The 3,021-nt window shown below is 70.0% G+C and carries 1 protein-coding gene; it reads left to right on the top strand.

Annotated elements, in window-relative coordinates; genetic code table 11:
• The coding region (locus AC1DS0_RS30760) for an autotransporter outer membrane beta-barrel domain-containing protein (RefSeq protein WP_476817992.1) at window positions 1-3,021 on the top strand (3,021 nt) is incomplete at both ends.

Raw genomic sequence — 3,021 nt, forward strand, 5'->3', positions numbered from 1 at the left:
GGCACGCTGAACCTGGTCGGCGATGCCAGCAGCGGCCGTGGCGTGCTGGAAGCCAACTACATCATCGTCAACCCCGGAGGCACGCTCAATCTGGACGGCGGCATCCTGCGCGCGCGCATGAGCTCGTCATGGTTTCTCGACAGTTATGGCGTGGTGACCATCGGCGCCAACGGCGCCTTCTTCGACAGCAACGGCTACGACATCGACGTTTCGGCCAATCTCGGCGGCAGTGGCGGGCTGACCAAACAGGGCGCCGGCAGGCTGACGCTGACCGGGACCAACAGCTATGCCGGCGGCACGACGGTCACAGGCGGCAACCTCGCGGTGGGGGCGGACGCCCATCTCGGCGCGGCCTCCGGCGGCCTGACGCTGGATGGCGGCACGCTGTCGGTGACAAGCAGCTTCGCCTCCGCGCGGACGGTGACGCTGGGCAGCGCCGGCGGCGGCATCGAGGTCGTGGTCGGCCAGGCCTTCGCGCTGTCCGGCGCGATCTCCGGCACCGGCGGATTGACCAAGAGCGGGGATGGCCAGCTCGTCCTGTCCGGCACCAGCACCTATTCGGGCGCGACCACGATCGCGGCGGGCGAGCTCCTCATCGCCGGCGCGCAGGCGATGTCGGCGGCGTCCGATTACACTGTCGCGGCGGGTGCATCGCTCAACGTCAAAGACACGCTCGGCACGGTGACAGCCGGTTCGATCGCCGGCGCCGGCCAGCTCGGGATCGGGAGCGGCTCGACCCTGGAGACCGGCGCGACCAACGCCTCGACCACCTTCAGCGGCGTGATCTATGGCGATGGCAGCCTGCGCAAGGTCGGCACGGGGACGCTGACGCTGACCGAAGGCAACTCCTATACCGGCGGCACCACGATCGCGGGCGGGGTGATCAGTATCTCCAAGGAGAGCAGACTTGGCGCAACCTCGGGGGCGCTGACGCTGGATGGCGGCGTGCTGCAGGTGACCGACACGCTGCTGCACGAACTCACTCGCACCATCGTCTTCGGTACGAATGGCGGCGGCTTCGACATCGTCGAGGCCGGCAATACCTTCTCGGTCTCGCAGTCCTTCTCCGGCACGGGCTCGCTCTCGAAGGCCGGTGCCGGCACGCTGGTCCTCAAGGGTACGAACAGCTATTCCGGCGCGACCACGGTGTCGGAGGGGACGCTGCGGGCCGGCGTCGCTGGCGCATTCTCCGCCAATTCGGCCTTCACGGTGGCATCAGGCGCGACGCTCGATCTCGCCGGCTTCAGCCAGACGATCGGCTCGCTCGCCGGGGCCGGCATGGTCACACTCGGCAGCGGCACGCTGACGGCTGGATCGGACAACAGCTCGACCAGCTTCGCGGGATCGATCAGCGGTACGGGCGGCGTCAGCAAGACCGGCACCGGCACGCTGACGCTCACGGGCAGCAATACCTACACCGGCTCGACCAAGGTCTCCGGCGGCAAGCTGGTGGTGAACGGCTCRCTKGCGAGCAGCGTCACGCTCGACGGCGGTACGCTCGGCGGCTCGGGCACGGTCGGGGCGGTGAGCGTCGGCAGCGGCGCGACGGTGGCGCCCGGCAACTCGATCGGCACGTTGAGCGTCTCCGGTAACGTCGCCTTCGCCTCAGGCTCGACCTATCAGGTCGAGGTCAACGCCGCCGGCCAGGGCGACAGGATCGTGGCGTCGGGCTCGGCGACGATCTCGGGCGGCACGGTGCAGGTTCTGGCCGAGAACGGCAACTACGCAGCAAGCACGAACTATACGATCCTGACCGCCTCGGGCGGGGTCAGCGGAACCTTCACCAGCGTCACGTCGAACCTCGCCTTCCTGACGCCGTCGCTGGCTTACGACAGCCAGAACGTCACGCTGACGATGACCCGCAACGACAATTCCTTCGGCCCCGATGGCCGCAGCTCCATCGCCGCCACCCGCAACCAGGGCTTCATCGCGGTGGCGGCGGAGCGGCTCGGGGTCGGCAATCCGGTCTATGACGCGCTGATCTCGGCGACGGCGGAGGAGGCGCGCGCCGGCTTCGACCTGCTCTCGGGCGAGGCCCATGCCCAGGCCGTCAGCGTGATGATCGACGAGAGCCGGCTGGTGCGCGACACCATTCTGGGCCATCTGCGCGGCCCCCTGCTGACGCAGGCGCCCGGTCAGGTTGCAGGCGCCTTCACGGCCGATCTGCCCGGCCGCAAGGGCGCGATCGTGATGCCCGCGCCAGTGCCGCAGCCGCGCTATGCGCTCTGGGGCACCGCCTTCGGCAGCACCGGCAATACCGACGGCGAYGGCAAYGCCGCGAGCCTGAGCCGCCGCAGCGGTGGCGCCCTGCTCGGCGCCGATCTGATGCTCTACGAGGCGCCGGGCTCTTCGCTGAAGGTCGGCGTCGCCGGCGGCTACAGCCAGTCGCGCTTCGATCTCGATGCCAGGCTCTCGACCGGCAAGCTCGAGAGCGGCCATGCCGCGCTCTATGCCGGGGCGCGTTTCGGCAATCTGCGTCTCGACGCCGGCGCGGCCTATAGCTGGTCGGAGAGCGACATCCGCCGCCAGGTCCAGATCCGCGGCTTCGGCGACCTGCTGCGCCTGCAGCGTCCGGGCTCGGTGACGCAAGGCTTCGCCGAGCTCGGCTATGCCTTCGCCTTCCAGGGCTTTGCGCTCGAGCCCTTCGCGCAGCTGGCGCTGATCCGGGTCTCGACCGACGCCGGCAGCGAGTGCGGCGGGGCGGCGGCCTTGCGTGTGCTCTCTTCCGACCAGACGCTGGGCTTCACCACGCTCGGCTTGCGGGCCGAGGCGCAGCTCGGGGCGATGCCGCTGTTCGCCCGGGCCATGCTCGGCTGGCGCCACGGCTTTGGCGAGCTCACCCCGCAGGCCCGCACCGCCTTCGTCGCCGGCACCACGCCGGCCACGGTCTTCGCAGCCAGGATCGATCGCGACGCCCTCACCGCCGAGGCAGGGCTCGACTGGCGCATCTCCAAGGCCACCGCCCTCGGCCTGACCTACTCGGCGGCGATCGGCGAACGCTCCCGCGACCACGCCCTCAAG

The sequence above is a fragment of the Allobosea sp. P4_H5 genome (genome assembly GCF_056400825.1).